This is a genomic window from Micromonospora sp. AMSO1212t (genome assembly GCF_008868145.1).
Taxonomy (GTDB): domain Bacteria; phylum Actinomycetota; class Actinomycetes; order Mycobacteriales; family Micromonosporaceae; genus Micromonospora; species Micromonospora tulbaghiae.
Genome location: NZ_WBKS01000068.1, coordinates 22,937 through 30,451, shown reverse-complemented (window position 1 = coordinate 30,451; position 7,515 = coordinate 22,937). Strand labels below are relative to the sequence as shown.

General features: G+C 72.4%; 7 protein-coding genes. 1 reads left to right on the top strand and 6 read right to left on the bottom strand.

The window, feature by feature from the left end:
* Window positions 1–13 precede the first annotated feature (13 nt).
* From F8279_RS18020 to ald, 4 genes are all read right to left on the bottom strand, one after another.
* The gene (locus F8279_RS18020; RefSeq protein WP_151500549.1) at window positions 14–1,105 is read right to left on the bottom strand and encodes a ScpA family protein; all 1,092 of its coding nucleotides are present in this window, start codon (window positions 1,103–1,105) and stop codon (window positions 14–16) included.
* A 41-nt stretch (window positions 1,106–1,146) separates the two neighbouring features.
* Window positions 1,147–2,070, bottom strand: a complete 924-nt coding sequence (locus F8279_RS18015) for a ParA family protein (RefSeq protein ID WP_013285595.1) — start codon at window positions 2,068–2,070, stop codon at window positions 1,147–1,149.
* A 194-nt stretch (window positions 2,071–2,264) separates the two neighbouring features.
* Complete coding sequence (locus tag F8279_RS18010) at window positions 2,265–3,251, bottom strand: site-specific tyrosine recombinase XerD (protein WP_151500551.1); 987 nt, start codon at window positions 3,249–3,251, stop codon at window positions 2,265–2,267.
* On the bottom strand, window positions 3,248–4,363 hold the full coding sequence (gene ald, locus F8279_RS18005; protein WP_091424656.1) for an alanine dehydrogenase: 1,116 nt from the start codon (window positions 4,361–4,363) through the stop codon (window positions 3,248–3,250). The genes F8279_RS18010 and ald overlap by 4 nt, the downstream gene beginning before the upstream one ends.
* A gap of 288 nt (window positions 4,364–4,651) precedes the next feature.
* Between ald and F8279_RS18000 the strand changes: the two genes are divergently transcribed.
* Window positions 4,652–4,903: a TM2 domain-containing protein gene (locus F8279_RS18000; protein ID WP_030274369.1), complete on the top strand. Its 252-nt coding sequence runs from the start codon at window positions 4,652–4,654 to the stop codon at window positions 4,901–4,903.
* Window positions 4,904–4,966: 63 nt separating this feature from the next.
* Here the strand turns inward: F8279_RS18000 and F8279_RS17995 are convergent, their stop codons facing one another.
* Together F8279_RS17995 and F8279_RS17990 are read right to left on the bottom strand one after the other, a co-directional pair.
* Complete coding sequence (locus F8279_RS17995) at window positions 4,967–5,572, bottom strand: NUDIX domain-containing protein (RefSeq protein WP_151500547.1); 606 nt, start codon at window positions 5,570–5,572, stop codon at window positions 4,967–4,969.
* A gap of 34 nt (window positions 5,573–5,606) precedes the next feature.
* Window positions 5,607–7,337, bottom strand: coding sequence for a CTP synthase (locus F8279_RS17990; protein WP_151500546.1), 1,731 nt, complete (start codon window positions 7,335–7,337; stop codon window positions 5,607–5,609).
* Window positions 7,338–7,515: the final 178 nt, after the last annotated feature.

The following is a 7,515-nucleotide window of genomic DNA, read 5'->3' as shown; positions in this document are numbered from 1 at the left end:
GTCGCTCATCCGTTCACTCCTGCGTCGGTGCGGATTCGTCCGCCGCATCGGCGGGCACGGCGGCGGCGGATGCGGCATCTGCGGCGACGTCGCCCCGCACGGCGACGCCAGCGGATCCGGCGGCATCGTCGGCCCGCCCAGCGGCGGCGCCGGCCGAAGAAGCATCTGCGGCGTCGGCCGGCGCGGCGGGGGTGGACGTGGTCGTGGGTTCGGGGGTGCCGGCGTACTCGTCGACAGTCAGCTCGGCCTCGCCGTCGGCCGGGCCGGTCCAGCGAACGGTCAGTTCCTCCAGCGCCTGCTCCTGTACGAACGCCACCAGGCCCTGCCGGTACAGCTCCAGCAGCGCCAGGAACCGGGCCACCACCTCGAGCGTCATCTCACAGTCGGTGCAGAGCAGCGAGAACGTGGCGACCCCGGCGCGGCGCAGCCGATCGGCGATGATGCCGGCGTGTTCGCGGACGCTGACCCGGACCATGTGCACGTGCGCGATGGAGACCTCGGGCACCGGTTTCGGGCTCATCGCCTTGACCGCGAGTTTGCGCAGCCGCTCCGGACCGATGCCGAGCACCAGGTCGGGCAGCGCCTCGGCGTACCGTGGTTCGAGGGTGACCGCCCGCGGGTAGCGCCGGCCGCCGACCGCCTCCAGCTCGGCGATGTGCGCGGCGGCCTCCTTGTACGCCTTGTACTGCAACAGCCGGGCGAACAGCAGGTCCCGCGCCTCCAGCAGCGCCAGGTCCTCCTCGTCCTCGACCTCGGCCGACGGCAGCAGCCGGGCCGCCTTCAGGTCGAGCAGCGTGGCGGCGACGAGCAGGAACTCGCTCGTCTCGTCCAGGTCCCACTGGTCGCCCATGGCGCGCAGGTAGGCGATGAACTCGTCGGTGACCTTGTGCAGGGCGACCTCGGTGACGTCCAGCTTGTGCTTGCTGATCAGCTGGAGCAGCAGGTCGAACGGGCCGGTGAAGTTGTCCAGCCGGACCGTGAAGCCACTCGCCTGCTCGCCGGCGCCCGGGGCGGCGGGCACCACACCGTCGACCTCGGCGGCCAGTTCCGCGGCGACGGCGGGGTCGCCGGGGCCGTGCGGCGGGTCGAGGGGCGGTGCGGTCACCGGGAAACCGTAGACGACGCGGCGGGCGGGCGGTGTGCGCCCTACCGGTCCGCCTGGGCGGCGATGACCTCCCGGGCGAGCTGCCGGTAGTTGCGCGCGCCGGAGGAGGCCGGGTCGAGGGTGGTGATCGGGGCACCGGCCACCGTGGACTCGGGGAACTTCACCGTCTTGGTGATGACGGTCTGGTAGACCTTGTCGCCGAACGCCTCGACCACCCGCTGCAGCACCTGGCGGCAGTGGGTGGTGCGGCTGTCGTACATGGTGGCGAGGATGCCTTCGAGTTCCAGGTCGAAGTTGAGCCGCTCGCGCACCTTGTCGATGGTGTCCAGCAGCAGCGCCACACCGCGCAGGCTGAAGAACTCGCACTCCAGCGGGATGAGCACGCCGTGCGCGACGGTGAGCGCGTTGATCGCCAGCAGGCCCAGCGAGGGCTGGCAGTCGATCAGGATGAAGTCGTACTCCTTGCGGATGGTGCGCAGCACCCGCGCCAGGGCCATCTCCCGGGCGACCTCGTTGACCAGCTGGATCTCGGCGGCGGAGAGGTCGATGTTCGCGGGCAGCAGATGCAGCCCGGCCACGTCGGTCTTGATCAGGACGTCCTCGGCCGTGACGTCGTCCTGCATCAGCAGGTTGTAGACCGACAGGTCCAGGTTGTGCGGGTTGACACCCAGCCCGACGGAGAGGGCGCCCTGCGGGTCGAAGTCGACGAGCAGCACCTTTCGGCCGTACTCGGCCAGGGCCGCGCCCAGGTTGATGGTCGTCGTGGTCTTGCCGACGCCGCCCTTCTGGTTGGCCATCGCGATGATCCGCGCCGGGCCGTGCCGGTCGGTCGGCATGGGTTCGGGGATCGGCTTGCGCATGGTGTACGCGGCCGGGTCGGCGGGGCCGAGATCGGCGCCCAGCGTCGCCTGCTGCTCACGGAGCTCCGACGTCCAGGTCTCGGCACGGTCACCGTTTCCTGCCATGTCCTCGTTGCCCCCTCCCGACGACCACCCGGCGTCGGAGCCGTCCGACGTCCCTCGCGGCGCCGCTGCGCACCTCCGGTCCGTCGCACCTGGAGGCCCGCGCCGATGCCGACTGTACGCCACCGGCCAGCAGCGCGTTCGGTAGCGGGTCGGCGTGTCGGCCGCCCGTCAGCCGGGTCTCACGACGTCGGCGCTCAGCGAGCCCGGGGATGGGCTGTCGCGTACACCTCGCGCAGCCGCTCCACCGTCACCAGCGTGTAGACCTGGGTGGTGGTCACCGAGGCGTGGCCGAGCAGTTCCTGCACCACGCGCACGTCCGCGCCGCCGTCGAGCAGGTGGGTGGCGTACGAGTGGCGCAGCGTGTGCGGCGAGACCGCGTCGGGTCCGTCGACCGGCAGGCCGGCGCGGGCGGCGGCGGTGCGCAGCACGGCCCAGGCGCCCTGCCGGGTGAGCGGGCCGCCGCGGGCGTTGACGAACACCGCGTGGGTGCCGCGCCCGGCGGCGAGCAGCGCCGGACGGCCCCGCACCAGCCAGGCGCGCAACGCGTCGGAGGCGTACCCGCCGACCGGGACCAGCCGGGTCCGGCCGCCCTTGCCGCGCAGCAGCACGGTTCCGCCGTCCAGGTCGAGGTCGTCGACCGCCGCGCCGACCGCCTCGGAGATGCGCGCGCCGGTGCCGTACAGGAATTCCAGCAGCGCCCGGTCGCGCAGCGCGCGGGCGGCGGCGTCGCCGGTGGCGCCGGGCAGGCCGGCGGCCTCCAGCAGCCGCAGGACCGCGTCGACGGGCAGCGCCCGGGGCAGCCGGCGCGGCGGCGCGGGCGGGCGGACGTCGCGGCTGGGGTCGGCGCCGGCGAGTCCCTCGCGCAGCGCGAAGCGGTGCAGGCCGCGTACCGCGCTGGCCGCGCGGGCGGCGGAGGAGACGGCGAGCGGCGGGTGGTCGTCGTCGCCCTCGCGCAGCCGGGCCAGGTGGGCCTCGACCTGCGCGGGCCCGGCGGCGGCCAGGTCGTCCACCCCGGCCGCGGCCAGCGTGGCGAGGTAGCGGTCCAGGTCCCGGCGGTACGAGGCGAGCGTGTTCGCGGACAGCCCGCGTTCGACGGTGAGGTGGTCCAGGTAGGTCCGGACCGCACGGCGCAGGGCCGGCGCGGGTTCCGCGCCGGCCCTGCGCCGTGCGGTCTCGGTCAGTTCAGCACCTCGTCCAGCGGCAGCACGTCCATGCCGTGCGCCTCGGCGACCGGGCCGTAGACGACCTTGCCGGCGTGGGTGTTCAGGCCCAGGGCCAGCGCCGGGTCGTTGCGCAGCGCCTGCTGCCAGCCCTGGTTGGCCAGTTCGAGGGCGTACGGCAGGGTGACGTTCGTGAGCGCGTAGGTGCTGGTGTTCGGCACCGCGCCGGGCATGTTCGCCACGCAGTAGAAGATCGAGTCGTGGACCTTGTAGACCGGGTCGGCGTGCGTGGTCGGGCGCGAGTCCTCGAAGCAGCCACCCTGGTCGATGGCGATGTCGACGAGCACGCTGCCCGGCTTCATCCGGGAGACCAGCTCGTTGGAGATGAGCTTCGGGGCCTTCGCGCCGGGTACCAGCACCGCGCCGATGACCAGGTCCGCGTCGAGCACGGCCCGCTCGATCTCGTACGCGTTGGAGGCGACGGTCTGCAGGTGGCCCCGGTAGATGGCGTCGGCGGAGCGCAGCCGGGCCACGTTCTTGTCCAGCAGCAGCACCTCGGACTGCAGGCCCAGCGCGATGGCGGCGGCGTTCAGGCCGGACACGCCCGCGCCGATGACCACGGTCTTGGCCGCGTACACGCCGGACACGCCGCCGGGCAGCACGCCCCGCCCGCCGCCGGTGCGCATCATGTAGAAGGCGCCCACCTGCGGGGCGAGCCGGCCGGCCACCTCGGACATCGGGGCGAGCAGCGGCAGCGACCGGTCGGGCAGCTCGACCGTCTCGTACGCGATGCCGGTGACCTTCCGGTCGACCAGCGCGTCGGTGCACTCGCGGGACGCGGCCAGGTGCAGGTAGGTGAAGAGCACCTGCCCCTCGCGCATCCGGTGGTACTCCTCGGCGATCGGCTCCTTGACCTTGAGCACCAGCTCGGCGGTGTCCCACACCTCGTCGGCGGTGGCCAGGATCTTCGCGCCCGCGGCGGCGAACTCGTCGTCGGTGATGCTGGAACCGACTCCGGCGCCTGCCTCCACGAAGACCTCGTGGCCGTGGCGGGTGAACTCGTTGACGCCGGCGGGCGTGATCGCCACCCGGTACTCGTGGTTCTTGACCTCGCGGGGGATTCCGACCTTCACGATGCAGACACCTTCCTCCGGGGCGGCTCACCCCCGACTGCGTGGCCGCGCCGGCTCCGTTGCCGGCGCGGTCCTCCTGTCCCGCCGGCGGCAGTCTAGGCCCGTGGGAAGCCCACGGACGGCGACACTGTGACATCCGGTGCCCGCTGGTCCTGACGGTGTGTCAGGCATGCCTCGGACTGCCCGGTGGAGACGCCATCCGCCGACAGGACAAACTTCGATGACATCTTCCCACCGGCTGGGTGGCGAGGCCGACAGGATGTGAACCGATCACTATTGTGTCCGCTCATGACCACTCCTTATCAGCAGTACCCGCAGGGCGTCTCGGACAAGAGCAAGGTCGTCGCGGGTGTACTCCAGATCCTGCTCGGCGGCTTCGGCATCGGCCGGTTCTACATGGGCGACACCAAGACCGGTGTCATCCAGCTCATCGTCACGCTCGTGACGTGCGGCTTCGGCGCGATCTGGGGCCTCGTCGACGGCATCCTGATCCTCGTCAACGGCGGTGTCGACGGGCAGGGACGCCCGCTGCGCGACTGACTTGCGGCGCATTGGAGGGGCCGCCCGGCGCACTGCGCCGGGCGGCCCCTCGTCGTACACGGATCAGCGCGGTAGCGGCGCCTCCGGGCGGCGCAGCTCGGTGAAGCCGGTGTCGCGGGCGCGGGCGGCGGCGAGCAGCCCGGCCACGCAGGACGCGTTGGTGATCTCGCCGGCCAGCACCATCCGCACCGCCTCGTCCAGGTCCACGCGGACCACCTGGAGGTCGGCCTCCTCGTCGTGCCGGTCGTGGCGCTGGCCGGCCGGCACGTCGGCCAGGTCGCGGGCCAGGAAGACCCGCACCACCTCGTCGGCGAACCCGGGCGAGCTGTGCAGGTCGACGAGCACGTCGACGCGGCCGGCGGTCAGGTCCGCCTCCTCGGCCAGTTCTCGCAGCGCGGCGGCGGCCAGGTCCTCGCCGCCGACGTCCATCAGCCCGGCGGGCAGCTCCCACAGGTGCCGGCCGACCGGGTGCCGGTACTGGCGGATCAGCACCACCTGACCGGCGTCGTCGAGCGCCACCACCGCGACCGCGCCGACGTGACGCACGTAGTCGCGGGTCGCGCTGCCACCGCCGGGCATGGTGACGTCGTCGCTGACCACGGAGAAGATCCGGCCGGACCAGATCTCCCGGCGGCCGGTCACCTCGTACCGGTGCTCGACGCCGCTCACGCCGCCTCCCCGCACGCTCGCGCGGACCGGCCGCTCACTTCGCGGACGCCTTCGCGCCACCGCCGCGGCCGGCCTTCTTCGACGCGCCGTCCAGGTCCACCGGCAGCTGGTCGGCCTGCGAGTACGCCACGGCGGCGCCGACGAACGCGGCGAACAGCGGGTGCGGGCGGGTGGGCCGGCTCTTGAGCTCCGGGTGCGCCTGGGTGGCCACGAAGAAGGGGTGCAGGTTGCGGTCCAGCTCGACGAACTCGACCAGCCGCCCGTCCGGCGAGGTGCCGGAGATGGTCAGGCCGGCCTTGGTGAGCTGGTCGCGGTAGGCGTTGTTCACCTCGTACCGGTGCCGGTGCCGCTCGCTGACCTCGGTGCTGCCGTACGCCTCGGCGACGATGGAGCCCTCGGCCAGCTTCGCCGGGTACGCACCGAGCCGCATGGTGCCGCCCAGGTCGCCGCGGCCGGCGACGATGTCCTCCTGGTCGGCCATGGTGGCGATGACCGGGTGCACCGCCTCCTCGTCGAATTCGAGGGAGTTCGCCCCGTCGAGGTCGGCCAGGTGACGGGCCACCTCGATGGTCATGCACTGCAGGCCGAGGCAGAGGCCCAGCAGCGGGATGCCGTTCTCCCGCGCGTACCGGGCGGTGCCGACCTTCCCCTCGATGCCGCGTACGCCGAAGCCGCCGGGGATCACGATGCCGTCGACGCCGGACAGCGCGGCGGCGGCGCCGGCCGGGGTCACGCAGTCGTCGCTGGGCACCCACTTGAGCTGCACCCGGGCGCGGTGGCCGAACCCGGCCGCCCGGATCGCCTCGCTCACCGACAGGTACGCGTCGGGCAGGTCGACGTACTTGCCGACGAGCGCGACGGTGATCGTGTGCCGGGGCTGGTGCACCCGCTCCAGCAGGTCGTCCCAGCGGGTCCAGTCCACGTCGCGGAACGACAGGCCGAGCCGGCGCACCACGTACGCGTCGAGGCCCTCCCGGTGCAGCACCTTCGGGATGTCGTAGATGCTCGGCGCGTCCGGCGCGGCGGTGACCGCCTCGCGGTCGACGTCGCAGTACAGCGACAGCTTCTCCTTGACCTTCTCCGGGATCTCCCGGTCGCAGCGCAGCACCAGCGCGTCGGGCTGGATGCCGATGCTGCGCAGCTGCGCCACCGAGTGCTGGGTCGGCTTGGTCTTCAGCTCGCCCGACGGCGCCAGGTAAGGCACCAGCGACACGTGCAGGTAGAAGCAGTTGTCCCGGCCCAGGTCGTGGCGGATCTGCCGGATCGACTCCAGGAACGGCAGCGACTCGATGTCGCCGACCGTGCCGCCGACCTCGGTGATCACCACGTCGGGCACCTGGCCGTCGGCGTCCGGGTCGGCCATGCCGCGGATCCGGGCCTTGATCTCGTTGGTGATGTGCGGAATGACCTGCACCGTGTCGCCGAGGTACTCCCCGCGCCGCTCCTTGGCGATCACCGCCGAGTAGATCTGGCCGGTGGTGACGTTCGCCTTGCCGGAGAGGTCCCGGTCGAGGAACCGTTCGTAGTGGCCGACGTCGAGGTCGGTCTCGGCGCCGTCCTCGGTGACGAAGACCTCGCCGTGCTGGAACGGGTTCATCGTGCCGGGGTCGACGTTCAGGTACGGGTCGAGCTTCTGCATCACCACGCGCAGTCCGCGCGCGGTCAGCAGACTGCCGAGGCTGGAGGCGGTGAGGCCCTTACCCAGCGAGGAGGCGACGCCCCCGGTGACGAAAATGTGCCTGGTCGTCCGTGCTGTAGGGGCCAACGCCTGCTCCCGTGTCGTCCGTAGCGGTCGTGCGAACCGCCGTGCCGATCAGCAGAGTGATCACGCGATCCACGGGATTCCACGGTAACACCATCCGGACCGTGAGCCGGCGTCGCACCCGCTGTCGGCGCACGTGAGGCCGTATCCGGCCGGTGCGCCGCCCTCGGAACGGCCGCTC

Coding starts and splice junctions, on each gene's coding strand:
- F8279_RS18015 (WP_013285595.1), bottom strand. CDS start 2,070: ATGGCAGGAAACGGTGACCGTGCCGAGACCTGGACGTCGGAGCTCCGT.
- F8279_RS18000 (WP_030274369.1), top strand. CDS start 4,652: ATGACCACTCCTTATCAGCAGTACCCGCAGGGCGTCTCGGACAAGAGC.